The organism is Virgibacillus sp. CM-4, from assembly GCF_000445495.1.
GTDB classification, from domain to species: domain Bacteria; phylum Bacillota; class Bacilli; order Bacillales; family Amphibacillaceae; genus Virgibacillus; species Virgibacillus salexigens.
In genome coordinates, this window is record NZ_AUQA01000007.1 from 54741 (window position 1) to 79686 (window position 24946).

The window sequence follows — 24946 nt, forward strand, 5'->3', positions numbered from 1 at the left end:
ACGATATATCTGCAAGGATTGCTTTAAATAGATGTAAAAATAATGCAGCTAATTGAAATACATAGTTTTAGAAAATAAAGGAAATATATAGGGAAACAGTATTTATGCTAGGAGGAATTTCGATGTCAGGGCAAAATCAACATCAGGAGATTGAAAAGTGTACCATTCAAGTAAAACAAGCATATCAAATGATGGAACAGGCAAAAACGAATGGGGATATGGATCAGTTGGAACAAGCTCAGCAGCAGTTACGTCAAGCCGAGGAGCATTTAAAGGCTGCGCAGGATCGGTTTGGAAATGAAGCGTTAGAAAATCCCCAATTTCAACAGACTCAAGAACATTTACATGATGCTCGCCAAGAAATAGAGCATTTTAGGCAGAATCATAAGTAAAAAGCTCTTTCAAGAGCTTTTTACTTTTTTGTTCGGTATATGTTAAAAAAATAATTTATGGTAGTTGTCTATGTTATATTGTTTGGATTTAAATTAAATAACAAGTTTTATTCGTTTGTTATCGCATTAAAAAACATTAAAAAACGAACAAAAACTTGTATTAATGACTGGACTTTTTTATAATAGGAACGTTCACTAAAAAATCAAACCATTTTTGGGGAGGACTTTTTATGAAAAAGAAGGTTTATTTAAATCATGATGGTGGCGTCGATGATTTAATTTCATTATTTTTATTATTGCAAATGGAAGATATTGATTTATTAGGAGTGGGGGTCATTCCTGCAGATTGTTATTTAGAGCCGGCAATGTATGCGAGTCGAAAAATAATCGATCGTTTTGGGAATGGTGACAAAATTGAAGTTGCTGCATCTACCTCACGTGGGAAAAATCCATTTCCAAAGGATTGGCGAATGCATGCTTTTTTTGTCGATGCCTTACCAATCCTCAATGAAAACTTACCAATAAGTACAAAAGAAGCGGAACTTCCAGCACATAAGCATTTGGTTCAACAAATTCAGCAAAGTAATGAACCAGTAACACTTGTTTTTGTTGGACCTCTAACAGATCTAGCACGAGCGTTAGAGGAAGCACCTGAAATTGAAGAAAATATTGAAAAACTAGCATGGATGGGTGGTACCTTTCTTGATGTAGGGAATGTGGAGGAGCCTGAACATGATGGCTCAGCTGAATGGAATGCGTTTTGGGACCCAGAGGCTGTGCAAAAAGTGTGGGAAAGCAATATTGAAATAGATTTAATTGCATTGGAAAGCACGAATATGGTGCCACTTACAGTTGATGTAAGAAACCAATGGGCTGCAGAGCGAAAGGACATCGGAATCGATTTCTTAGGACAATGCTATGCAATGGTCCCACCTCTCGTACATTTCCAAACGAACTCTACGTATTTTCTTTGGGATGTGCTTACAACGGCTACCATTGGCAAAAGTGATCTAGTTAAGAAAAAACAAGTTAACTGTACAGTTCACCCTCAAGGTGCGAGTCAAGGCAAAACAGAGATTTCAGAAGAAGGGCGAGCAGTTAATTTGGTATATGAAGTAGATCGAGAGCAATTCTTTGGTTATATTACAAGCTTATCAAGACAACATGAAAGGAGCTGATATACATGAGAAGGGTGATTATTGATACAGATACTGCTGGTGATGACACGATCGCATTACTTACTGCTCTACATCACTTTAAAGTAGAAGGAGTCACAATAACTGGAGGAAATGTAGAATTTCAACAAGAGGTAGAAAATGCATTATATACCATTCAAGTATTTCAACCTAATTATAAGGTACCGGTATATAAAGGCCATGAGCGCTCTATTTTGTCTGCTGGAAAAGATAGTCATCGCACCGTTGAGGATGTTCATGGCAAAGACGGGATGGGGGATTCGTTTTTTGAAAAAGCAAGTCAACGACCTGAAGCGGAGCATGCTGTTGATTTTATTGTTAGAACGGTAAAAGCCTCCCCTGGTGAAATTGAATTACTGGCAATTGCCCCATTGACCAATATTGCTATGGCAATAAAAAAGGATCCATCTATCGTAAAGGATATTCCGCACATCTATATTATGGGTGGAACTAATAATTCTTTAGGAAATATTACTGCTGCAGCAGAGTATAATTTTTGGGTTGATCCTGAAGCGGCAAGAATTGTTTTGCATGCTGGTATTCCCATCACGATGGTTGGCTGGGATATGTGTACGAAATATTCGGTGATGACTGATGAAGACCATCAAGAAATAGCATCTTTAGGAACTTCTAGATCTGATTTTTTTATGGATATTAATCAAGTTGTTATGCGCTTTAATCCATCCATTCATAAAATTAATGGAACTACACATCCAGATACTTTATTAGTTGCTGTTGCTGCACACGAAGAATTAATGGTGGAGGCAAGTAGTTACTACGTAGATATTGAAATAAAAGGAGAGCTAACGAGAGGATATTGCTTCGTTGATATGAATAACCGTTCTGGAAAAGCGCCAAATGTTCGTGTTTGCGAAGCAGTGGACAGGAGAGCGTTTAAAGATAAATTAATCGACGTATTATCATCTGGTTCGTAATTAGAAAACAACGAAGTGAGGTTTACATGATGGAAATTATTTGGGGAATTACTGGAATATTGGTGATATTAATCATTGCATTTCTATTATCAAAAAGCAAAAGAAATATTAATTATCGAACTGTATTTGGTGCACTGGTGCTGCAATTTTTATTTGGATTTATTGTTTTGAAATGGGAATTGGGTAGAAGTTTTTTTCGGAAAATCACTTCCATTGTTGAGCAGATAATCAATACTTCCAATGAAGGAATTAATTTTTTATTTGGCGGTGTGCTCGGATTAGAAGGTATTGGTACTGTATTTGCTTTCCAAGTGTTACCTGTTATTATATTCTTTTCTTCACTTATATCTGTTTTATTCTATATCGGTGTGATGCAAATTTTGACAAGAGCAATTGGTGGATTTTTGGCTTTTATGTTAAAAACAACAAAGCAAGAATCATTGTCAGCTGCTGCCAATATCTTTGTAGGCGTAACAGAAGCACCACTTGTTGTAAAACCATATTTAGAAAAAATGACAAAGTCGGAGTTGTTTGCAGTTATGACTGGGGGGACAGCTTCTGTGTCAGGGACGGTTCTTGTTGGATATTCCCTATTAGGTGTACCATTAGATTACTTGTTAGCCGCGGCATTTATGGCAGCACCTGCAGGATTACTTATTGCTAAAATACTTGTACCGGAAACAGAAACAACGGAAGAACAAGCGATTATCGCTGAGTCTGAAAAAGAGGCAAAAAATATCGTTGATGCAGCCTCTAATGGTGCATTAATCGGGCTCAAGCTTGCATTAAACATTGGGGCATTGCTGCTTGCGTTTATATCCCTAATAGCATTGGTTAACCTTGGTCTTGAATGGATCAGTGGCTGGTTTGGGTTTGAGGCTGTGACCATTGAACAGATTCTTGGCTATGCGATGGCACCATTAGCTTTTCTAATTGGTGTACCCTGGGATGAAGCGATACAAGCAGGTTCCTTTATTGGTCAAAAATTCGTATTAAATGAATTTGTTGCGTTTAGCAATTTTGGAGCTGAAATTAACCATTTTTCAGATAAAACGGTTGCAGTTATAACGTTTGCTTTATGCGGCTTTGCTAACTTGGCTAGTATGGGTATGCTCATTGGAGGAATTGGCGGACTCGCTCCGTCTAGAAAAAACGATTTAGTTCGGTTTGCTTTTTTAGCTATTATTGGTGGTACATTAGCCAATTTATTAAGTGCAGCAATTGCAGGATTGCTTATTTAAAGGTGAATAAAGGGGCTGACTTTTAGGTCAGCCTCTTATTTTTAATCATAAAAAATCATATATGATTTTACATTTGTACTGTGAATTTTTTGCACGTAAAATTCAGCTTCGTTATTGGAACCATCTACAAATCCGCCGATATTTCTAAAAATCGCACATTCACCATGGGATAAATATCTTTCTCCTACAAAATCATCTCCTACAGGGTCATCTTCCCATAACTTGTACCAGCCGGAAGGACCTGCATCTAAGCAGTACTTAAAATCCCCGCCGGTGGATTCTGCAATACCAGTAGTATTAAAGAAGATAGAGTAACCAACATAATCCCATCCAGTTAGTTGTGATTTTGCTTGTACGGATGAGAGGGAAGCGAATAAAATTGTTGCAACTGTTAGTAACATAATAAATACCTGTTTCATAAACAACCTCCTAAAGTAATAAATTTTGAATATGAATTCTCTTTACTTTATTATGATGGGGAGGAAATGGTTTCGGACATCTATTACAGGTTCCTCTAATTTCCAGCCTATTTTATACTAAAGGGAGTTTTTACTTGTTGTATTGACAGAAAAAATAGTTTATGGTATTTAAACATATGATAGATCAAATTAGTAAGAATAAAGGAGAGATCGTCTTGGAAACAAAACAATTTAAAGCGGAATCTAAAAGATTGCTAGAGTTAATGGTAAATTCTATTTATTCTCAACGCGAAGTCTTTTTAAGAGAATTAATCTCTAATGCTAGTGATGCAATGGATAAGATGTATTACCGTAGTTTAACAGATGAGAACTTAGCTTTTAATCAAGCTGATTATTACATACAAATTATTCCTAATAAAGCGGATCGAACGTTGAAAATCATTGATACTGGAATTGGTATGACGAAGGAAGAATTGGAAACAAATCTAGGTACAATTGCAAAAAGCGGATCATTTGCATTTAAGAAGGATACCGAAATCAAGGATGGACACGATATTATCGGACAATTCGGTGTAGGGTTTTATGCTGCGTTTATGGTAGCTGATAACGTCACAGTGAAGAGTAAAGCTCTGGATGAAGAACAAGCACATCAATGGGAATCAACAGGTACGGAAGGATATTCCATTTCTATTTGTGACAAAGAACAGATTGGTACAGAAATTACGTTAAAAATAAAAGAAAACACGGAAGATGAATCCTATGATGCTTATCTAGATGAAGTCCAATTAAAGGAAATTATTAAAAAATATTCCGATTTTATTCGTTATCCGATTAAAATGGATATCACAAAAAGCAAACCAACAGATGATGAAAGTGACGAATATGTAGACTATGTTGAGGAAGAAACCATTAATAGTATGGTTCCAATTTGGAAAAAAAATAAAAAGGAATTAACGGAAGCTGACTATGAGAATTTCTATCAAGAGAAACGATATGGTTTTGATAAACCATTAAAATCCCTTCATATCAATGTAGATGGAACTGTACGTTATAATGCTATTCTGTTTATTCCAGAAAATACGCCATTTGATTATTACTCCAAGGAATTCGAAAAAGGCGTAGAGTTATATTCGAATGGCGTGCTCATCATGAATAAATGTGGTGAATTGCTTCCGGATTACTTCAGTTTTGTCAAGGGGATGGTCGATTCAGAAGATCTATCTCTAAATATTTCAAGAGAAATGCTCCAGCATGATCGCCAATTAAAAGTCATTGCTAAAAATATTACAAAGAAAATAAAAAACCAGCTGCTTCATTTGCAAAGAGAGGAGCGAGAAAAATATGAAACATTTTATGACTCCTTTGGAAGGCAATTGAAAATCGGCGTTTATAGTGATTTTGGTGCAAATAAAGAAACACTTCAGGATTTATTAATGTTTTATTCTTCAACGGAAAAGAAACTGGTAACACTTGATGAATATGTAAAACGAATGCCTGAAGATCAAACATATATTTATTATGCCACGGGTGAATCGATTGATCGTATTGAAAAACTCCCACAGACTGAGATTGTAGCGGATAAAGGATATGAAATTTTATATTTCACAGAGGAAATTGATGAATTCGCAATTAAAATGTTAATGAATTATCAAGAAAAGGAATTTAAGTCCGTTTCCAGTGGCGATCTTGGTATAGATGAAGATTCGAATGAAGAAACGGATCAAGGGAAGCAAGAAGAAAATGAAGAACTATTTCATTTCATGAAAGAACATTTATCAGGAAAAGTAAAAGATGTTCGAGCTTCGAAGCGCTTGAAGTCTCATCCAGTTTGCTTGACTGCAGATGGAGATATATCATTAGAAATGGAAAAAGTACTAAATACAATGCCGAATAATCAGCAAGTAAAAGCGGATAAAATCCTAGAAATAAACGTTCATCATGAAATTTTTCAAAGCTTAAAAGCTACCCATGAAACAGATAAAGACAAGCTAGTCCTCTATACAAATCTATTATATAATCAGGCTTTACTAATTGAAGGTATGCCAGTAAATGATCCAGTAGAATTTACGAACGATATTTGCAAAGTAATGATTTCGTAATTCACTGATGATAAATAAAACAGCTCTTCCCTTATAAAAGGGAAGAGCTGTTTTATTTATTATTTGACCTAAGTCAACTATAATAGAAGAACACAGTAAATTGTGAAATTACAGATTTATCAAAAGAGGGGAAGGCAATGTTTGTTACTGTAACAGAGGGAATACATAAATTAGTGGTGAAATTCCCAAAAGGGATGGGAGAGATTAATTCTTATTTAATAAAAGGAGCCCATGGGTATACAGTTATTGATACAGGAACAAATTCGAAAGAAGCAAAAGGAACATGGAATGATGTATTAGATAAGGGCATTCCGATAGAAAAAATTGTATTAACACATACACATCAGGATCATATTGGGCTTGCAAAATGGTTTCAACAAGTTCATGAGATTCCTGTCTATGTTTCCGATTATAGCTATCAGGAAATGAAATGTCGGAGAGAAACAAATACAAAGAAGAAATTAGCCTGTCTGGTAAGAAAACATGGGGTTTCTAATTTCCCGGAAAAAAGCGAAAATGAATCAGATATTTATAATTTTGAACCGAATGGAATATTCACGAAGGATGAAAACATTAAACTGGGTGATGAGAAATATGAAACAATATGGACTCCAGGTCATTCTTGGGATCATTTCTGTTTTTATCAGCGCAATAAACAGCTTATGATTATTGGAGACCATATATTAAAAGATGTTTCTCCTGTAATTGGTTTATGGACTGGGGAAGAAGCTAATCCCTTGAAGGAATATTTTAATTCCTTATCCTTATTAACGAACTACCCAACCACGATTGCCTTGCCTGGTCATGGTGATCCGATTTATCATTTGAGTGATCGCATTGAAGAATTAAGGAAGAGACATGTTACTCGTTTAAAGCAAGTATTTGCATCAGTAAAAGATGAAGCAAAAACCGCTCATCAAGTTTGCTATGAGATTTATGGTACAACAAACATTATTTTAATACTTAGTTCATTTATGGCTACGTTAACGAGGTTACTCTATTTGGAATCGATGGATAAAGTGAGAAGAGAAGAAGTGGATGGAAAAGTTACTTTTAAAGCTATTTAAAAGTGGTTCTGTCATTCGAGCTGCGTCCTCAGTTATTCCAGCCAGTTTCAGTTTGAATCGAGTTCATGCGTTAAGACGAGCTCTGTTCCCGATTGAAGGGTAGTAATATCAATCGTTACTCGTAACATTAAATACAAGTCTTCTTCGTCCATCCGTTTACACGTGCAGTCAACATACGTAGACTCTTGAAGAAAGCGAAGCATTGTTACGAAGCGATAGACAACCTATTAAATGTAAACAAATCATCCGAACGGGTTCGAGTGAAATCGTTCCAATGATTATAGGAATAAGATACTTTTATCTTCGTCTCTATCAAGGTGTGAAAAAGCAGTTATGCTTGAATGCAGAAAGTGGAGCGGTTGGCTAGGTAATTATATGTGAATAACTGAAAACGGGGAATCATCCTTGTGCTTATCTTATGAAAGAAATAATAAAGATCCCCTGGAAGTCCATGATAGGCTCTTTCCAGGGAGATGATTGGTTATTCTATGAAACTTTTGTCAACTAATCCTTTTAAGTCAGGTTTTTCTTTTAGAAATGCTAAATCATAGGAAGCATTAGAGAAATCCTGTAAGACATCCGCTTCTATATTGTAAGTGAAGTCAATTCGTTTCCAAGCATTATCAATGACTGATTTCGAGAGTTTTTGATCTGTTATCTCGTTAATTTTATCAATGGCTATTGTTTTAGCTTCCTCTGGGTTTTCTTGAATGAATTCAGTCGCTTTTTTATGTCCATCAACGATATGTTGAACAAGTTCAGGGTTATTCTTTGTTAAATCTTGCGAGGTAACAAAGACGGCAGCTGGAAGTGATTCTCCCCAGGCAACTTCAGATGTGTCAATCAGCACTTCTCCACTGCCTTCTGCTTCTATGACAGAAGCCCATGGCTCTGGGACAGTAGCGGCGTCAATTTTTCCGGAAGTAAACATACTATGGTAGGTTGCTGGTTTGCCTGTAACATGTTTCATTTCTCCATTGACTCGATCAGAGGTAAGGTTGTATTCTTCTTTCATTTGTGCTTCGAATTGGACATCATGCGTACATCCCACGCGAGGTGAAATAAATGTCTTACCAGCTAGGTCGTCGGGCGTTTCTATCCCAGCATTATTTCGAGCCATAATCACCGTTCCTCCGGTTGATCCAGCTGCGACAATATTAACTTTTGCACCGCTAACAAAATGATTCATAGCTGGACCAGGTCCAACTAAACCACCTTCAATTTCACCTGTTTCTAATGCAGTCATAAAGGCAGAACCATCAGGAAAATATTGATAATTTACTTTTGTTCCATCTGGTAATGTTTCCGCATATAAATTTTTTTCCTCGGCTACCATTCCAGCGACATGATTAATGTTTGGGAAGTAACCAATTGTTATCTCTTTTTGTTCACCATCCGTTTCATTATTTCCGCAAGCTGCTAACACGCTCGCAATTAATGAAAATAGGAAAATAAATTCTACGATTTTATTCATTCGTTATTCATCCTTTCACCTTAATAGTCCCCATCTCTTTCTTACTGTGTGTTCTAACTTTGAAAATACAAAATGATCCATAAATGCTCCGATTACTCCAATAATTATAATGATACCAATCACTTGATCCATTCTCGCGTAGTCTTGCGCGTAGCTTAGCGAATATCCTAGACCTGGACCATTACTTAACAATTCACCAGCCATTAATGCACGCCAGCTAAATGCCCAAGCAAGTCGTATACCTGTCATAAAGTAGGGGATGCCAGCAGGTATCTCTACTCGATAAAATAATTCCATTCCTTTTGTCCCCATCGTTCTAGCTGCTCGAATAAGCTGTGGTGATACGTTCTGAATTGCTGAACGAACATTAATCGCCATGACAAAGGTTCCTCCTAGTACCACAACGAAAATGACAGAAAACTCCGTAAATCCAAATAACATGATCGCGAGAGGAACCCATACAATACTTGGAATACTTTGAAGTGCAATTAAATACATTCCTGCTGTTTCATCCGCTTGTTTCGATTTACCAAGAATGACACCGACAATCGTTCCGATTACAATGGCTAATGACATCCCAGCTAAAAGATGTTTAAAGCTAGCTCCTAAAGCTTCTACAAACTCCCCACTTGCAAAGCCTTCATATAATGTAGTAGCAACAGTACTTGGGGAGGGGAATACAATTGCTTCAAAAATGTTTAAAGAATAAATCGTTTGCCATATACCTAAAACAACAACGAGAAAGATCATCCGCTTAACTGCTATGCTGAAATTCATCCGATAACTCTTCCTTTAACACTTTATTTATTTCTATTTTTAAAAGTTCCATAATGTGTTGCTCTAATTCAATAACATTACGATCTTCGCGTTCACGCGGTCTCTGTAGATCAATTGGAATATCTGAAATAATCCTTCCTGGACGAGTACCCATTACGATAATTCGGTCAGATAATTTAATTGCTTCTTGAATGCTATGTGTAACAAATAGAATGGTTTTCTGTGTTTCCTGCCATATATCCAATAATTTGTCTTGGAGAATATGGCGTGTTTGTTCATCAAGCGCTCCAAAAGGTTCATCCATCAGCAGCACTTTAGGATCCATTGCTAAAGCGCGAGCAATTGCAACACGTTGCTGCATTCCTCCCGATAGTTCATATATATAATGGTTTTTAAATTTGCTTAATTGCACCATTTTTAAAAAACGATCCGCATGATTGTCGGCATCTTGTTTAGACAATCTTTTTCTAAGTGGAAAGGTAACATTGCCTCTCACGTCAAGCCATGGGAAGAGAGAAGGTTGTTGGAACACCATTCCGCGGTCTGGACCTGGTTTGTTTATTTCCTTTCCCTGTAATGAAATAGAACCTTCTGTTGTATTTTCTAGTCCAGCAACTATAGATAATAATGTGGATTTTCCACAGCCAGATGGACCAAGAATGGAAACAAACTGATTTTCCGGAATTGTAATTCGAATATCGGAAAAGACTTCAAAAGAGGATTGCTTCTCTTGATCAATAAACGTTTTTCCGATGTTTTCCATTTGAAGAAACAATACAATGACCTCCTTAATCTGTTAATTCCTATAAAAAAACTTGGAATTGATTAGAATTGTTATTATTATACGCAACAGTAGGCAAAAACGTCAATGTTCTATGAAAGATTATAGAATAATTCTAAAAATTTTATATTAGGAGTTTAATAGGTAATCTATACGGGTAGACGTCGTTAATGTAAGGAGGTTTTCCAACAATAGGGATAGGAGTTATACAAAGCTTACTGTGAAAATTCGAATAGGAGGAGTGCTAATCATGGAAGATCTTTATCCTTCAAGACAAAATAATCAACCGAAGATTTTGAAAAGGAAGGATCCTGTAATCTATACTGATCGATCCAAAGATAATCAAGCCCCTATTACAAAAGAACAGCTTGATTCCTATGAGAAAAATGGATTTCTGCAGATTAAAAACTTTTTCTCTGAAGACGAAGTGATAGATATGCAGAAAGCGATTTTTGAACTGCAGGATTCAAACAAAGATGTGGCTTCCGATAAAGTAATACGCGAACCGGAAAGCAATGACATCCGTTCTATTTTTCACGTTCATCAGGATGATAACTATTTCCAAGATGTGGCAAATGACAAACGCATTCTTGATATTGTTCGTCACCTTTTGGGAAGCGATGTGTATGTACATCAATCCCGAATTAATTATAAACCGGGATTTAAAGGAAAGGAGTTTGACTGGCATTCTGATTTCGAGACATGGCATGTAGAAGATGGAATGCCACGGATGCGAGCCATCAGTGTATCTATTGCTCTATCAGATAACTATTCGTTTAACGGACCTTTGATGCTTATACCAGGGTCCCATAACTATTTTGTGAGTTGTGTAGGTGAAACACCTGATAATAACTATAAAGAATCATTGAAGAAGCAGAAGCTGGGCGTACCTGATGAAGAAAGCCTTCGTGAACTAACAAGAATAGGCGGGGGTATCTCTGTTCCAACTGGTAAGGCAGGGTCTGTTACATTGTTTGAAAGTAACACAATGCATGGTTCAACCAGCAATATTACACCATATCCACGTAATAATTTATTCATGGTGTATAATAGTGTTAAAAATCGTTTAGTGGAGCCGTTTTCTGGTGGTGAAAAGCGTCCGGAATATATAGCAGTACGAGAGAAACAACCAGTGTATAGTGCTGTAAACTAACATAGAATAAGAAAACCTTCTTCTTAACCACTTCTATCCCTAGATAGAAAAACCAGCTTCCAAGACAATCACTTGGAAGCTAGTTTTTTAATAATAAGATATTGTATATCGTGCAGTTTATTTATGGGGTTCGAAACGATTTGGTGAATTACAACGATTAATGCCAAATGTCACAAGGATGGTGCTGCCCCAATAGCTTAGAGAGCTAGAAGCTGATGGCATTATCTATCGGAGAGTTCCTTCAAAAGTAGAGTACGTGCTTACAGAATATGGAGAAACCTTCTGAGAAGTACTTGATATTATGTGTGCATGAGGAGAACAATGGATTCAACTAGAAATATTAAACAGGAAAAAATAACGTAATAAAAAAAGGAGGAAGTATTAAGCTGCTTCCTCCTTTTAATGTTACTAGTTATGCTTCTATTAAATGGAAATATAAATTCAATTACTGCTTTACTGCATTCGCTTCATTAACAATATCAATCCATCCGAAGGGGTCTTTTTCTTTGCCATATTGAATTCGAGTTAATGTGTTATATAAATCTCTTGATATTTTTCCGGTTTTTCCATCATTAATATATAAATCTTTATCCTCCCAGCTTAACTGCCCAATTGGAGAGATAACTGCAGCAGTTCCCGTACCAAACGCTTCTTCTAAACTGCCATCTAAATAAGCTTGATATAAAACTTCCATTGAAATTCTTTCTTCAATTACAGGAACATTCCAATGTTGCAGTAATTGAATTACAGAATTACGTGTAACACCTTCAAGAATGCTGCCATTAAGTGCAGGTGTATATACTTTTCCGTTTATTTTAAAGAATACGTTCATGCTGCCAACTTCTTCAATATATTTTTTCTCTACACCATCAAGCCATAACACTTGAGTAAATCCTTTTTGAGAACAAAGTTCTTGTGCTTTTAGACTTGCAGCATAATTTCCACCCGTTTTTGCTTCACCCGTACCACCTTTAACCGTTCGAACATATTGATTTTCTACAGCGATTTTTACAGGATTAATCCCTTCTTTATAATAGGCCCCAACTGGTGATAGAATAACGATCAATCTATACTGATGTGATGGAGCAACTCCAATAAACGGTTCCGTAGATATAATGAATGGACGAATATAAAGGGAAGTTCCCTCAGCAGTTGGAATCCAATCTTTATCTAAATACACCAGCTGCTTAATAGCCTGCAATACAAACGCTTCATCGATCGGAGGGATACAAAGACGATCATTTGACCGGTTTAAACGTTGCATGTTTTTTTCAGGGCGGAACAACTGAATATTACCCTCTGGCGTGTAATACGCCTTTAATCCTTCAAAAACCGATTGACCATAATGAAATGTCATTGCAGAAGGATCAATTGAGAATGGTTGGTAAGGGATGATGCGTGCATCATGCCAACCTAATGGTACAGAATAATCCATTATAAACATATGGTCTGTAAATACTCTTCCAAACTCCAATTGATCTGTGTTTGGCTTTTCCTTTTTTGTTGCAGAACGATTAATTTCAATTGTCCATTCTTCCATGTCACTATCCCCTTGCTGTAAAAATTTTAATAACTATAATAGTCTATATTTCTAATAAAAGCAACCCTAAATATTCAGTTTTTTTAATTTAATTAAAATGTTGTATACTTTTAATTAACGTATGCAGGCAGAAGGAGAGATGTATAGATGCTAAAAGCAATTATATTTGATTTGGACGATACATTATTATGGGATAGCAGAAGTGTCTCCGAATCATTTAAAGAGACTTGTAAGTTAGCAGAAGATAAAAATCCAGTAATTGATCCTATCCAACTGGAAAATAGAGTAAGACAGGAAGCGCGAACGCTTTATGCTTCCTATCCCACTTATAAATTCACACAAATGATTGGAATCAATCCATTTGAAGGGCTGTGGGGGGAGTTTAACGATGAAGGGGAGAGCTTTAAACAATTAAATCGAATTGCTCCTCAATATCGTAAAGATGTGTGGACGAATGGTTTACAGGCAATAGGGGTTAATGATTCTCACTTGGGCTTAACCTTAGCAAATGTCTTTGTAGCATATCGTAAAAAGAATTCATTTGTATATCAAGACACCTTTTCTGTATTAGACAAACTATATAAGAAATACAGGTTAGCACTTTTGACAAATGGGTCTCCTGATTTACAACAAACAAAATTAGCGATGACGGCAGAGTTAGAACGATATTTTGAGCAAATTGTAATTTCTGGAGAATTCGGAAAAGGCAAGCCAGATCCAGGTATTTTTCAATATATGTTAAAACAGCTTGGGGTAGCTAAAGATGAAGTGTTAATGGTGGGGGACAATTTACATACAGATATTCTAGGGGCTTCACGTGCAGAAATAGCTTCCATATGGATTAATCGAAATAATCTCGATAACAACGAGATTCCGACATATGAAGTAAATCGTTTATCTGAAATTCTTTCGATTATTAAAGAATAAAGCAAGAGCGCTCTAAAAACTACTTAACAACTGGAAGATGCATCTGTTGAGGATCCTATGCCAGTTGTTAGGTAGGTATTTGACAGCTCTTGCTTTCCTATCGATATATTATAAATCAATTGCCGTGGCATCATGAATCTCTTCAAGTTGCTCCAGCGCTCGTAATTCCTTTTCTTCGATGTGTCGATCAACTGACATCACCATAATGGCTTCGCCTCCGATATCTGCTCTATCGACCTGCATCGTTGCAATATTAATCTCTTGGGTGGCTAAAAAGCTTCCCATTTTCCCAATGACCCCTGGTTGGTCCTTATGATGAATGACTAGTAAGTGTCCTTTTGGTGTAACATCAACACTGTAATGATCCATTTTTACAATACGAGGTCCTAAGCCATTCAATAGCGTGCCCGCAACACTTCGTTTTTCTGATTTCGTAATGATTTCCACTTTTAATAGATTGGTAAAACCTTGTGTGGAAGATGTTTTATTTTCATTGACAGTGATGCCTCTTTTTTCAGCGAGATAAAGTGCATTGACATCATTTACATGTTCGCCTAGATGACGGGTTAATAGCCCTTTAATTGTATTACGTGTAATTGGTCCGATTTTGGTTTGTGATAGATCACCGGAGTAATATAGATTGATCTCTTCAACAGGTTCATTTGCCAAATGAATAAGGAAGTGACCAAGTTTTTCGGCAAGATGGAAATATGGTTCAATTTGGCTAAGTATATCTTTAGGAACAGAAGGGAGATTAACTGGGTTACGTACAGCTTCTCCAGATAGAAAGCGAATGACATCTTCACTGACATCAATCGCGACACTTTCTTGTGCTTCAAACGTACTAGCACCGAGGTGAGGTGTTGCGATAACTTCGGGTAATTCCAAAAGAGGGTGATCATAAAATGGTTCTTCCTCAAATACATCTAAAGCTGCACCGGCTACCTTTTTAGATTGTATCGCATGATACAATGCGTCCTCATCGATGATCCCCCCGCGGGCACAGTTAACAATGTGTACGCCTGGCTTAACAGCATGAAACGCGTCTGCATTAAGTAAATGACGTGTCTCTTTTAAAAGTGGAGTGTGGATGGTGATAAAGTCAGCTGCGTGTAATACTTCGTCTACGGATCCATATTGAATATCCATTTTTTTGGCTTGATCTTCTGTTAAAAATGGGTCATATGCAATGATATTCATGCGTTGCCCTTTCGCACGATACGCAACCTCCGCACCTATTCTTCCAAGACCAATAATGCCAAGTGTTTTGTTTTTAAGCTCCGTACCTACGTATTTTTTCCGATCCCATTGTTTGTTCATTAAAGATAAATAAGCTTGAGGTATTTTTCTTGAGAGAGCCATGATCATGGCCATTGTATGTTCTGCTGCTGAATTCGTATTGCCATTTGGTGCATTAACAACGATTATTCCATGTTCCGTTGCGGCATCAAGATCAATGTTGTCTACCCCCACACCTGCGCGTCCAATAATTTTTAAATTGGTGGCTTTCGTAATTAATTCCCGGTTAACTTGAGTTTGACTTCTTACCAATAACGCATCATATTCTGTAATTTGGTTTGCCAATTTTTCCTGTGACCAATCTGTAGCTAGTTCAATACTAATATTCTCTGCCTGAAGCAGGGGATACATCCCTTCTTCACTTAATGGATCTGATATTAGGATTTTAAAAGCCATTTTGTCTGCCTCCTTGTGTGAAAATATATTTTCGATTAAATATCTAAATAAGCAGTTTGAGCCGCTTTAACACCGGTACCAAGTTCAATCGTTTTGTCTATCGATTGCAAGCCGACTTCTACTAGACTAATAATTTGTAACACATCAGCTGGTGAACAATATCCCATATGCCCAATTCGGAAAATATTACCTTTTAAATGCTGTTGTCCACCAGCAATCGTTAGTCCGAATTTTGAACGAAGTTCTCTTCGTAGATCTTCTGATGAAAAATCATTTGGTTTTACAGCTGTTACGGTTGGCGATGCATCCATATCAGTTGTGAGAAGCGGAATATCTAACGCATGAAAGGCATCTCTTGTCATTTTTGCCATTAAATGATGTCGTTGAAATACAGTAGATAATCCTTCCTCCTCAATTAGCTGCAGTGCTTGCTTTAGCCCTAATAATAGAGAGACTGCTGGTGTGAACGGACTTGCATCTTCCTGTAGTTTGTCTCGATATCTTCGCATATCTAAATAAAAACGGGGATGACTGTTTTTCTCAATCACTTTCCACGCTCGTTTGCTTGCTGCAACAAATGCCAAGCCTGCTGGGAGCATCATTGCTTTCTGTGATCCAGTTACAACGATATCAAGTCCCCACTTATCCATTTTTGTTTCCGTCCCCCCAATACAAGATACACCATCCACGATAAATAGAGCTTCCGATTCTTGATGAACAACCTTTGCTAATTGCTTAATTGGATTCAAAACACCAGTAGATGTTTCACAGTAAGTAGCAAATACTGCTTTTACCGTAGGGATTGATTTTAAGTATTGTGTTAATTGCTCGGGATCCGCAGCCTCTCCCCAATTCACATCATATTTGTGAACCTTTATGTGATATTCCTCACATATTTTTGTAAATCGATCTCCAAATGCGCCTGATACAATGACGATAACCTCATCTCCGGGCTGAACTGCATTCACCACAGCTGTTTCCAACGCAGCTGTCCCACTTGCTGTATATATTAATACATCTTCGTTTGTACCAAAGATCGGTTTGAGCTTATCTTTTACACCGTGAAGTAAATCTTTCATATCCTGACTACGGTGACCAATCATGGGCTGGGTCATCGCTCTTTGTATACTAGGGGGAATAGGGGTAGGCCCTGGGATTCTAAGTATTTGATGATCCGTATACATTATTTTCTCCTTTCCTTTCCTTGGGGTTTCATCTGAAATAATATTCTTCAGCATAGCAGAAGTTTGTGTATTGTCAATAAATTTAATGAATTTATAATAGTTAAATTACTGAAAAAGGTGTAAGATCTTATTCTTATTCGGGAAAGAATCTATTTGTTAATTCCATGATATGGAAATAAAATAAATTTTCATAAAATAGCTTGCATAAAACCAACATCCGATATAGAATATTCTTTAAAATTTCAAAAAACACTACGAGAGAATCTATATCTATTAGATTTTCGGATAAGGAGGGGAAAAGCGATGGTTACTTTTGTAGCATCCATCTTGCTATTACTAATCGGTTATTTTGTATACGGAAAGGTGGTGGAACGAATTTTTGGCGTCAATGATCAACAACCTACACCTGCCTATGCAAAACAGGATGGGTTTGACTACATGCCTATGAGTTGGTGGAAAGCTAGTCTTATACAGCTTTTAAATATCGCTGGAACCGGTCCGATTTTTGGTGCCATTTTGGGAGCGTTATATGGTCCCGTTGCTTTTATTTGGATTGTTATTGGTTGTATATTCGCAGGGGCTGTACATGATTATATGTCAGGGATGCTATCACTTCGTCATGGTGGCACGCAATTCCCTTCATTGGTTGGTAAATATTTAGGGAAATATGCTAGAGCTTTTATTACGTTATTATCCATTTTATTAATGATCTTGGTTGCAGCAGCTTTTACAGCAGCACCTGCCCAATTGATGACGCAAATCACGCCGCTTAATTTTGTAACATGTATTTTAGTCGTATTTGCTTATTTTCTACTAGCAACTGTTTTGCCAATAAATAAAATTATTGGTAAAATTTATCCAATATTTGGTGCGATTCTCATTTTTATGGCAGTTTCCATTGGAATAGGGATCTTCTTTTTTGATTATTCGGTACCGAATTTAACGCTTAGCAACTTGCATCCTGGCCAATTGCCTATCTGGCCACTTTTAATGGTAACAATCTCTTGTGGTGCAATCTCAGGATTCCATAGTACACAAAGTCCAATTCTTGCTCGAACCTTAAAAAAAGAAAGTGAAGGACGTAAGGTTTTTTATGGGGCTATGATCGGTGAAGGGATTATTGCATTAGTTTGGGCGGCAGCAGGAATGGCTTTTTATAACGGAACAAATGGATTACAGGCTGTATTAAATAGTGGTGGTCCTGCCGGGGTAGTAAATGAAATAAGTGTTGCTACACTTGGTTCATTCGGAGGTGTTTTAGCAATTCTTGGTGTTATGATTCTACCGATTACTACAGGGGATACAGCACTACGCTCATCTAGGATGATGCTAGCTGATTTAATTAATCAGATAGCAAAAAAGGATATAATGGGGAAAAAATCACTCATTTTACTTGTTATTCCAGTAGCACTTCCAGCTTTTTGTTTATCTTTAATTGATTATACATTTTTATGGCGTTATGTTGGCTGGTCAAACCAAGTAGTCGCTACATTTATGTTATGGACAGGCGCTATGTATTTATTAAAACATAATAAGTTCCATTGGATTTGTAGTATACCAGCATTATTTATGACAGCAGTTGTTAGCACATATATCTTCTATGCTCCGGAAGGATTCCAGTTAGACTATTCCATTTCAATGATACTTGGGACAATTATTTGGGCAATCGTATTAAGTTGGTTTATCTATACGTTAATTCAACATCATACAAAAAACAAACAAAAACTAGCAAAAACGATTGCAAGCTGATGCACGTAAAAGAGAGGGAGTCCCTCTCTTTTTTTATTACGTCCAGAAGGCGAGTTATGTTGGCGGAGGAATATAGAACCATGTAATGAAGTAATCCGAACAGATTCGAGTGAAATCGTTCGGATGATTATAGGAATAACCCCAATTTTTTGTCTTCGTTTCATATTTACTGAGTAGGAAAAGATAAATGCTGGTTGTCAGAGTAAAGATATACCAGTTTATCTTTTTGGAAGATAGGGATATTTTAAAAAATATTGACAATTTCTGCAAGGAGCTCTAAGATGTAACATGTAACGGGTTACATATAACTATCAACTTAATTCCGGAAGAGGTTAAAAAACATGGCAACAATAAAAGATGTGGCTAATTTAGCTAATGTTTCTACTGCTACTGTATCTAGAGTTTTAAATAATAATGGATACGTAAATATAGATACTAGAAAACATGTAAAAGCGGCTATTACCCAATTAAACTATCGACCGAATGATATAGCACGCAGTCTTTATAAGGGTAGCTCAAGAATAATTGCACTATTCGTTCCTGATATTATGAATCCTTTTTTTCCTGAACTTGCACGTGCAGTTGAAGACGTTACAAAAAAACATCAGTACACCTTTGTTCTTTGTAATACGGATGACAATCCTGAAAAAGCAAAAGCTTATCTAGAAGCATTACAGCAAAAATCTGTGGATGGTTTTATTATTGTATCAAGTAATTTAGAACCGAAACATCTTGGTCATATAGATGTGCCTGTAGTCGCGCTTGATCGGATTGTAAGCGATAAATTATCGTCCGTCACTATTAAAAATCGCGAAAGTGCAAGAGTAGCCACACAGTATTTAAAAGATGCGGGATGCCAACGTATAGCCCATATTTGTGGCCCTGATTTTGCAGTTAATACAATGGAGCGATTAAAAGGGTATCTCGATGTCGTGAAAGAAGAAAAATGGTTTTTATCTAGTTACGTTGTCTGTGGAGAATATAATTATGAAATGACGATTTCAATTACGAAAGAATTACTCGTGAACCATCCTGAAATTGACGGTATTTTTGCAGCGAATGATTTGATGGGCATCAGTGTTTTGAAAGCAGCTGAAAAGCTAGGAATTAAAGTACCGGGTCAGTTAGCTGTAGTAGGGTTTGATGGTATTGCGATGGCTGAAACAGCCACTCCTTCATTAACAACCATACAACAGCCAATCTATCAAATTGGGGCACAGGCAGCACATTTATTATTAGAGCATATTAATCATCCAAATAGCGAAATACAACAATTAAAATTGGATACAAAATTAGTAGTTAGAGATTCAACATAATTAAAAAAACACTAGGAATATAGTAAACAAAAGGCATAAGTCGTAGGAATCTTCATTCTTGATAAAACACGGCAATATAGAGTTTTTACATATTATTATCTGTATATTCCTCATGGTCACATTAAAAGACCAAATCGTTTTAATAACTGAAGTTATTCAACCATATGTGAATACAGTGTTTGAGTAGGCATTATAGGGACAAGGGGGGATAGAAGTGACTAAAGCAACCAAGATAATTGAGATGACAAATATTGATAAAAGATTTGCTGGGAATCACGTTTTAAATTCCGTTTGTTTTCAAGTAGTCCAAGGAGAAATACATGCATTAATGGGAGAAAATGGTGCAGGGAAATCAACACTAATCAAAGTACTCACTGGTATACACACCCGTGATCAAGGGGTGATAAAAGTTCGGGGCAAGGAGGTACATTTCTCTGATCCAAAACAAGCAGAGAAACAAGGTATTGTGGTTATTCATCAAGAATTAAATATTATTCCTTACTTAACAGTTACTGAGAATATGTTTCTAGGTAAAGAAATAACGTACAAAAAAACTGGTATTCTAAATAAAAAGGAGATGAAACTACATACCGAACGAAATTTAAAGAGACTGGGAGTATCCAATATTTCTCCAGACGATATTGCTAGTGATTTATCTGTAGGTAAGCAGCAACTGGTAGAAATAGCTCGAGCATTAGCAGCTAATGCGGATTTACTTATTATGGATGAACCGACTGCTGCTTTAACAGAAAGAGAGATTAAAAACCTATTTTATGTTATTTCCACTCTAAAGCAACAAGGTGTTAGCATTATTTATATTTCACATCGAATGGAAGAGATCTTTGAAATTTGTGATCAAATTACCGTTCTACGTGATGGTGAATTTATTAGTACTAAAGCCACCGAACAAACATCCTTTGAGGAAATAGTTAAAATGATGGTGGGTAGAGAACTTGGAGAACGTTTTCCAGTAAGGAATGGAAAGCTTGGAGAAGTAATATTTGAGGTAAATCATTTGTCTAGAAAAGGATATTTTCAAGATGTTAGTTTTGATGTAAAACAAGGAGAGATACTTGGTGTTTCTGGTTTGATGGGAGCTGGACGATCCGAAGTAATGGAAGTCTTATTTGGATTTCGTAAAAAGAATGAAGGAACTATAAAATTACATGGTAAACAGTTAGTCATTAAACATCCAAATGACGCAGTGAAGGCAGGGATAGGATTTATTACTGAAGACCGAAAAGCAAAGGGGCTAGTATTGCAGTCATCCATTCGGGAAAATATCGCATTACCAAATTTGAAAACGATATCAAAAGTAGGAATTATCCGAAAATCACAAGAAATAGCTTTCATTGATCATTTAATGAATCGACTCCAAGTTCGAATGACTGGTAAAGAACAAGAAGTAAAATCTTTAAGCGGGGGTAATCAACAAAAAGTAGTTATAGCAAAATGGTTAGGTATTAAACCCAAACTATTAATTTTAGATGAGCCGACAAGAGGAGTAGATGTTGGGGCAAAGAAAGAAATCTATCATATTATGAATGAGCTAACGGAGCTGGGTGTGGCTATCATCATGGTTTCATCCGAATTACCAGAGGTGTTAGGAATTAGTGATCGTATCATGGTTTTACATGAAGGAAGAACAATTGGCATCTTTAGTCGGAACGATGTGGATCAAGAGATAATTATGACTGCAGCAACAGGAGGCGAGAGAGCATGAAAAAGCTAGGTCGCCTTCAATTAGCAACATTGGGACCACTCTTCGGGTTAATTCTTATTACTAGCGTATTAGCAATAATGAGCGATAATTTCTTTACATTAACGAATATTTTTAATTTATTACGACAAGTTTCCGTTAATGCGTTAATTGCATTTGGGATGACATTTGTCATATTAACCGCTGGAATTGACCTATCGGTAGGATCGATTCTAGCACTAGGCAGTGCATTGACAGCAGGTCTATTAACAAGTGGAATAGACCCGATCCTAGCTGTATGTATTGGCTTAATAATCGGCCTCATTTTAGGAACGGTCAATGGATTGATCATTACAAAGGGAAGAGTAGCGCCATTTATTGCAACATTAGCCACAATGACAATCTATCGAGGTATAACATTAGTCTACACAGATGGAAGACCAATCACTGGACTATCGGATAGCTTTGCCTTTGAGATGATCGGCAAGGGGTATGTTTTTGGAATTCCCTTTCCTGCCATAGTAATGGTGATTGTATTTATTGTTCTTTATTTTATTCTTCGACAAACTGTATTTGGAAGGGAAGTATATGCCGTAGGTGGTAATGAAGAGGCTGCTACGTTATCAGGAATAAAAGCAGATCGCGTTAAAATTTGGGTATATTCACTAACTGGTATGCTTTCTGTTTTAGCAGGTATTATTATTACAAGTCGATTGAATTCTGCCCAACCGACAGCCGGATCCATGTATGAGCTGGATGCCATTGCAGCGGTTGTAATTGGAGGGACAAGCCTTGCGGGAGGCCGTGGAAGAATTGTCGGTACCTTAATTGGTGCGCTAATTATAGGTGTTATAGATAATGGATTAAATTTATTGAATGTTCCATCTTTCTATCAACAAATTGTCAAAGGTGGGGTGATTCTACTAGCTGTATTATTAGATCGTAAAACATCGTAAGTAGTGATAATTTATACGTAATTAGGAGGAATGGACATGAAAAAACAATTACTTGTAAGCTTTACCTTAGGATTATTTCTCTTTCTCGTGGCATGTTCAACAGAAGCACCTGGAGAAGCATCTGATGGTTCAGATGAATCGAATAATGAAAAAGCGAGTGAAGATGTAAAAGTGGGTTTATCCATTTCCACTTTAAATAACCCATTTTTTGTAACATTGCGAGATGGTGCAGAAGCAAGTGCAAAGGAATCGGGATATGAAATAATTACTTTCGATGCACAGAATGATCCATCAACACAATTGAGTGATATCGAAGATTTATTACAGCAAGACATTGATGTTTTATTGATTAACCCAGTGGATTCGAATGCAGTGGTCTCAGCGATTGAATTGGCAAATGACGCGAATGTTCCTGTAATTACAGTTGACCGAAGTGCAGGTGGAGGAGAGGTGGTAACTCATATTGCTTCAGATAATGTTGAAGGAGGGGAAATGGCAGGAGATTTTATTGCTGAACAACTTAAAGAAACAGGAAAAATCGTTGAGTTACAGGGGATTGCTGGTGCATCGGCTACTAGAGAAAGGGGAGAGGGTTTCCATCATATTGTCGATGAATTAGAAGGCATCGAAGTAGTTACTAGTCAATCGGCAAATTTTGATCGTACCGAAGGATTATCCGTAATGGAAAATATCTTACAAAGTGTTGGAGACTTCCATGCTGTATTTGCGCATAATGATGAGATGGCACTCGGTGCAGTGGAAGCACTGCAGGCGCAGGGCTTATTAGATAACGTAGTTGTTGTCGGGTTTGATGCTACTGATGACGCAGTAGCAGCTGTAGAAGAAGGATCGATGGATGCAACCATCGCACAGCAGCCAGGTTTAATCGGTGAAAGAGCAATTGCTGCTGTTGGAAAGATTGTCAAAGGCGAAAAAGTAGAAGGTTTCATTCCGGTTGAATTACAAATGGTAACCGAATAAAATTCCTCCGAAAAGCGGTATCAAATTTAGAATGATGCCTCCTTCCATAAACGATTTTATGAAAGGAGGCAGCCACTGATATATCGATAAGAAGCAGTAGAAACCCTTCGGCTTCTGCGGAAACAACAAGGCCCATGATGCTCCACTCGGATAAGAACTTTGCTTATCCGGGTTAGCTAAGGCCATATTCTTCGAAAAGCAAAACGATTTCAAACTTCGATAAAATTACGCTTATAGATATAATTGGTGTAAGGAATCGTTACTCCCAAATTTCTTTCGCAACGTCTACAATGAATTTTAGTTTCCTCCACTGTGCCTCCTCAGTTAAGATATTGCCGTGATGGGTAGAAGCAAATCCACATTGTGGACTTAAACATAATTGCTCTAAAGGTACATAGTTGGCTGCCTCTTTTACTCTAGCGATAATCGCTTCTTTATCTTCAAGTTCTCCTGTCTTCGAAGTTACAACACCTAATACGACTTGTGGCCCTCCAGTAGGAATATGCTTTAAAGGCGTAAAGTCACCGGAACGTTCATCATCATACTCGAAGAAAAAGCCATTTACTTTCTCCTTTGCTAATAATGTTGGTGCGATTAAAGCATAGCTGCCTTCAAAAGCCCAAGTTGATTGATAATTACCTCTACATAAGTGGGTGGTAATCTTTAGGTCATCTGGTTTGTTTTCTAATGCACCATTAACAACGCGAAGAGCTAAATCAATTAATTGTTCCCTTGAATAATCGCCATCATTAAATGGGATAGAAGGTGCTGATAATCCTGCAATGTAGACATCGTCTAATTGAAGGTATCTAACGCCGGCATCATAAAATGCTTGAATTGCATCTTGATATGCTTTGATTACATCATTGGCATAATCTTCGATGTTTGGGTAGATTTCCGAATTTCGAATCCCTTTATTGAAAAGTTGATTTGGGCTCGGTATTGTCTGTTTAGGTACTGCACGATCACCAACAATTTCTTTGAACGCAATAAAATCCTGTATAAACGGATGCTCTGAATGAAACGAAATCTTACCTGTGTTACGTACATCGTATTTTTCTGTTTCGACATCTTTGAATTGGTAGCCAGATGATGGGACATATCCTTCAATGCCGTTTAAATGTTCCAAAAAGTCTAAATGCCACCAAGTTCTTCTGAATTCACCGTCTGTAACTACCTTTAAGCCAACTTCAATTTGCTTATCAACGATGTAATTAATTTCTTCAGTTTCAATCGCACGTAGTTGCTTTTTTGTTATCGTGCCTTGTTGATAATCTCTTCTTGCTTGATGCAGTCTCTCTGGTCGAAGTAGACTTCCTACATGGTCTGCCTTGAATGGAGCTTTAATAAGAGTGGTTGTCATTT

21 protein-coding genes and 1 pseudogene are annotated in these 24946 nt (G+C 36.9%); 14 read left to right on the forward strand and 8 right to left on the reverse strand.

Features of this window, described 5'->3' with window-relative positions; all coding sequences use genetic code 11:
• Positions 1-122 precede the first annotated feature (122 nt).
• The 4 genes from M948_RS39115 (at position 123) to M948_RS39130 (ending at position 3764) form a co-directional block, all read left to right on the forward strand.
• The gene (locus tag M948_RS39115) at positions 123-392 is read left to right on the forward strand and encodes a hypothetical protein (RefSeq protein ID WP_021292030.1); all 270 of its coding nucleotides are present in this window, start codon (positions 123-125) and stop codon (positions 390-392) included.
• Positions 393-622: 230 nt separating this feature from the next.
• Complete coding sequence (locus M948_RS39120) at positions 623-1570, forward strand: nucleoside hydrolase (RefSeq protein WP_021292031.1); 948 nt, start codon at positions 623-625, stop codon at positions 1568-1570.
• Between the two features lie 5 nt (positions 1571-1575).
• Positions 1576-2523: a nucleoside hydrolase gene (locus tag M948_RS39125; RefSeq protein WP_021292032.1), complete on the forward strand. Its 948-nt coding sequence runs from the start codon at positions 1576-1578 to the stop codon at positions 2521-2523.
• 29 nt (positions 2524-2552) lie between these two features.
• Positions 2553-3764, forward strand: a complete 1212-nt coding sequence (locus tag M948_RS39130; RefSeq protein ID WP_021292033.1) for a NupC/NupG family nucleoside CNT transporter — start codon at positions 2553-2555, stop codon at positions 3762-3764.
• A 41-nt stretch (positions 3765-3805) separates the two neighbouring features.
• Here the strand turns inward: M948_RS39130 and M948_RS43295 are convergent, their stop codons facing one another.
• Positions 3806-4183 carry a hypothetical protein gene (locus tag M948_RS43295; protein ID WP_021292034.1) on the reverse strand — a complete coding sequence of 126 codons (378 nt, stop codon included), beginning with the start codon at positions 4181-4183 and terminating at the stop codon, positions 3806-3808.
• Positions 4184-4398: 215 nt separating this feature from the next.
• Between M948_RS43295 and htpG the strand changes: the two genes are divergently transcribed.
• Together htpG and M948_RS39145 are read left to right on the forward strand one after the other, a co-directional pair.
• Positions 4399-6282, forward strand: coding sequence for a molecular chaperone HtpG (gene htpG, locus M948_RS39140; protein WP_031335713.1), 1884 nt, complete (start codon positions 4399-4401; stop codon positions 6280-6282).
• Positions 6283-6419: 137 nt separating this feature from the next.
• Positions 6420-7349, forward strand: a complete 930-nt coding sequence (locus M948_RS39145; RefSeq protein ID WP_021292036.1) for an MBL fold metallo-hydrolase — start codon at positions 6420-6422, stop codon at positions 7347-7349.
• A gap of 481 nt (positions 7350-7830) precedes the next feature.
• On the opposite strand, the gene M948_RS39150 is transcribed toward M948_RS39145, so the two are convergent.
• Genes M948_RS39150 through M948_RS39160 form a run of 3 tightly spaced genes read right to left on the reverse strand, consistent with a single transcriptional unit; the run spans position 7831 to position 10375 of the window.
• Positions 7831-8823, reverse strand: coding sequence for an ABC transporter substrate-binding protein (locus M948_RS39150; RefSeq protein ID WP_021292038.1), 993 nt, complete (start codon positions 8821-8823; stop codon positions 7831-7833).
• Positions 8824-8838: 15 nt separating this feature from the next.
• The gene (locus tag M948_RS39155) at positions 8839-9600 is read right to left on the reverse strand and encodes an ABC transporter permease (RefSeq protein ID WP_021292039.1); all 762 of its coding nucleotides are present in this window, start codon (positions 9598-9600) and stop codon (positions 8839-8841) included.
• Positions 9578-10375: an ABC transporter ATP-binding protein gene (locus M948_RS39160; protein ID WP_021292040.1), complete on the reverse strand. Its 798-nt coding sequence runs from the start codon at positions 10373-10375 to the stop codon at positions 9578-9580. Before M948_RS39160 ends, M948_RS39155 begins: the two co-directional genes overlap by 23 nt.
• Before the next feature lie 256 nt (positions 10376-10631).
• Here M948_RS39160 and thpD point away from each other — a divergent pair, with 256 nt between their 5' ends.
• Both thpD and M948_RS43300 read left to right on the forward strand, forming a co-directional pair.
• A complete protein-coding gene (gene thpD / locus M948_RS39165; RefSeq protein ID WP_021292041.1) occupies positions 10632-11534 on the forward strand; it encodes an ectoine hydroxylase in 903 nt (300 codons plus the stop codon).
• A 127-nt stretch (positions 11535-11661) separates the two neighbouring features.
• Positions 11662-11814 (forward strand): annotated as a pseudogene (locus tag M948_RS43300) (winged helix-turn-helix transcriptional regulator); the annotation flags it as partial.
• Between the two features lie 165 nt (positions 11815-11979).
• On the opposite strand, the gene M948_RS39170 reads toward M948_RS43300, so the two are convergent.
• Positions 11980-13074, reverse strand: coding sequence for a branched-chain amino acid aminotransferase (locus M948_RS39170; protein WP_021292042.1), 1095 nt, complete (start codon positions 13072-13074; stop codon positions 11980-11982).
• Positions 13075-13221: 147 nt separating this feature from the next.
• Between M948_RS39170 and M948_RS39175 the strand changes: the two genes are divergently transcribed.
• On the forward strand, positions 13222-14001 hold the full coding sequence (locus tag M948_RS39175) for an HAD family hydrolase (RefSeq protein ID WP_021292043.1): 780 nt from the start codon (positions 13222-13224) through the stop codon (positions 13999-14001).
• 108 nt (positions 14002-14109) lie between these two features.
• Here M948_RS39175 and serA read toward each other — a convergent pair whose 3' ends face one another.
• Positions 14110-15696, reverse strand: a complete 1587-nt coding sequence (gene serA / locus M948_RS39180) for a phosphoglycerate dehydrogenase (protein ID WP_021292044.1) — start codon at positions 15694-15696, stop codon at positions 14110-14112.
• Between the two features lie 35 nt (positions 15697-15731).
• Positions 15732-16880 (reverse strand): pyridoxal-phosphate-dependent aminotransferase family protein, encoded by a 1149-nt coding sequence (locus M948_RS39185; protein ID WP_021292045.1) that lies wholly within the window; start codon positions 16878-16880, stop codon positions 15732-15734.
• Between the two features lie 303 nt (positions 16881-17183).
• Here M948_RS39185 and M948_RS39190 point away from each other — a divergent pair, with 303 nt between their 5' ends.
• The 5 genes from M948_RS39190 to rbsB all read left to right on the forward strand — a co-directional run bounded on the left by M948_RS39190 (position 17184) and on the right by rbsB (position 23581).
• Positions 17184-18629 carry a carbon starvation CstA family protein gene (locus M948_RS39190; protein WP_021292046.1) on the forward strand — a complete coding sequence of 482 codons (1446 nt, stop codon included), beginning with the start codon at positions 17184-17186 and terminating at the stop codon, positions 18627-18629.
• 341 nt (positions 18630-18970) lie between these two features.
• Positions 18971-19945: a LacI family DNA-binding transcriptional regulator gene (locus M948_RS39195; RefSeq protein ID WP_021292047.1), complete on the forward strand. Its 975-nt coding sequence runs from the start codon at positions 18971-18973 to the stop codon at positions 19943-19945.
• Positions 19946-20186: 241 nt separating this feature from the next.
• A complete protein-coding gene (locus tag M948_RS39200; protein ID WP_031335717.1) occupies positions 20187-21668 on the forward strand; it encodes a sugar ABC transporter ATP-binding protein in 1482 nt (493 codons plus the stop codon).
• Positions 21665-22600: an ABC transporter permease subunit gene (gene rbsC, locus M948_RS39205; RefSeq protein WP_021292049.1), complete on the forward strand. Its 936-nt coding sequence runs from the start codon at positions 21665-21667 to the stop codon at positions 22598-22600. Before M948_RS39200 ends, rbsC begins: the two co-directional genes overlap by 4 nt.
• A 36-nt stretch (positions 22601-22636) precedes the next feature.
• Positions 22637-23581: a ribose ABC transporter substrate-binding protein RbsB gene (gene rbsB / locus M948_RS39210; RefSeq protein ID WP_021292050.1), complete on the forward strand. Its 945-nt coding sequence runs from the start codon at positions 22637-22639 to the stop codon at positions 23579-23581.
• Between the two features lie 259 nt (positions 23582-23840).
• Here rbsB and M948_RS39215 read toward each other — a convergent pair whose 3' ends face one another.
• A complete protein-coding gene (locus M948_RS39215; RefSeq protein WP_021292051.1) occupies positions 23841-24944 on the reverse strand; it encodes a 5-methyltetrahydropteroyltriglutamate--homocysteine S-methyltransferase in 1104 nt (367 codons plus the stop codon).
• Positions 24945-24946: the final 2 nt, after the last annotated feature.

Bases quoted from the DNA above. Each gene is read 5' to 3' on its own strand.
- M948_RS39195 (WP_021292047.1), top strand. From the start codon at position 18,971: ATGGCAACAATAAAAGATGTGGCTAATTTAGCTAATGTTTCTACTGCT.
- M948_RS39190 (WP_021292046.1), top strand. From the start codon at position 17,184: ATGGTTACTTTTGTAGCATCCATCTTGCTATTACTAATCGGTTATTTT.
- rbsC (WP_021292049.1), top strand. From the start codon at position 21,665: ATGAAAAAGCTAGGTCGCCTTCAATTAGCAACATTGGGACCACTCTTC.
- M948_RS39150 (WP_021292038.1), bottom strand. From the start codon at position 8,823: ATGAATAAAATCGTAGAATTTATTTTCCTATTTTCATTAATTGCGAGC.
- serA (WP_021292044.1), bottom strand. From the start codon at position 15,696: ATGGCTTTTAAAATCCTAATATCAGATCCATTAAGTGAAGAAGGGATG.
- M948_RS39185 (WP_021292045.1), bottom strand. From the start codon at position 16,880: ATGTATACGGATCATCAAATACTTAGAATCCCAGGGCCTACCCCTATT.
- M948_RS43295 (WP_021292034.1), bottom strand. From the start codon at position 4,183: ATGAAACAGGTATTTATTATGTTACTAACAGTTGCAACAATTTTATTC.
- M948_RS39215 (WP_021292051.1), bottom strand. From the start codon at position 24,944: ATGACAACCACTCTTATTAAAGCTCCATTCAAGGCAGACCATGTAGGA.
- M948_RS39125 (WP_021292032.1), top strand. From the start codon at position 1,576: ATGAGAAGGGTGATTATTGATACAGATACTGCTGGTGATGACACGATC.
- M948_RS39115 (WP_021292030.1), top strand. From the start codon at position 123: ATGTCAGGGCAAAATCAACATCAGGAGATTGAAAAGTGTACCATTCAA.
- M948_RS39170 (WP_021292042.1), bottom strand. From the start codon at position 13,074: ATGGAAGAATGGACAATTGAAATTAATCGTTCTGCAACAAAAAAGGAA.
- M948_RS39145 (WP_021292036.1), top strand. From the start codon at position 6,420: ATGTTTGTTACTGTAACAGAGGGAATACATAAATTAGTGGTGAAATTC.
- M948_RS39200 (WP_031335717.1), top strand. From the start codon at position 20,187: ATGACAAATATTGATAAAAGATTTGCTGGGAATCACGTTTTAAATTCC.
- M948_RS39130 (WP_021292033.1), top strand. From the start codon at position 2,553: ATGGAAATTATTTGGGGAATTACTGGAATATTGGTGATATTAATCATT.
- rbsB (WP_021292050.1), top strand. From the start codon at position 22,637: ATGAAAAAACAATTACTTGTAAGCTTTACCTTAGGATTATTTCTCTTT.
- thpD (WP_021292041.1), top strand. From the start codon at position 10,632: ATGGAAGATCTTTATCCTTCAAGACAAAATAATCAACCGAAGATTTTG.
- M948_RS39175 (WP_021292043.1), top strand. From the start codon at position 13,222: ATGCTAAAAGCAATTATATTTGATTTGGACGATACATTATTATGGGAT.
- M948_RS39120 (WP_021292031.1), top strand. From the start codon at position 623: ATGAAAAAGAAGGTTTATTTAAATCATGATGGTGGCGTCGATGATTTA.
- M948_RS39155 (WP_021292039.1), bottom strand. From the start codon at position 9,600: ATGAATTTCAGCATAGCAGTTAAGCGGATGATCTTTCTCGTTGTTGTT.